The following is a 392-nucleotide window of genomic DNA, read 5'->3' as shown; positions in this document are numbered from 1 at the left end:
CATAGTTGCCACCCGCCAGCGTCGCCGCCGTCGTGCCGTCATAAGTCTTCGCCACGCCGCCCGTCAGCGAGGCCGTCAGTGCCTTCGCCGCGATACTGCCGATCGCCGCGCTCGCGCTGGTGTTGACGGTGTAGTTGGCCGCGTCGCTCCCGCTCAGCGCCAGGTTGCCGACGCTCACGGTTTTCGCGGCGCCGACGTTCTTGGTGTCGTAACTGCCGCTCGTCGGCGCGTTCAGCGCCACCGCGTCGCCCGCAACCATACCGGCGAGCGCATAGTTGCCACCCGCCAGCGTCGCCGCCGTCGTCCCGTCATAGGTCTTCGCCACGCCACCCGTCAGCGAGGCCGTCAGTGCCTTCGCCGCAATACTGCCGATGGTGGCGCTCGCGTCCGCG

At 69.6% G+C, this 392-nt stretch carries 1 protein-coding gene; it reads right to left on the bottom strand.

The genetic code is table 11. From position 1 onward, the window contains the following. Window positions 1-392, bottom strand: a 392-nt coding sequence (locus tag L8H00_RS18680) for a YDG domain-containing protein (protein WP_242098864.1), incomplete at both ends; no start/stop codon positions are given.

This window comes from Sphingomonas sp. CROZ-RG-20F-R02-07 (genome assembly GCF_022662335.1).
GTDB lineage: Bacteria > Pseudomonadota > Alphaproteobacteria > Sphingomonadales > Sphingomonadaceae > Sphingomonas.
This window is presented reverse-complemented; position numbering and strand designations above follow the sequence as displayed.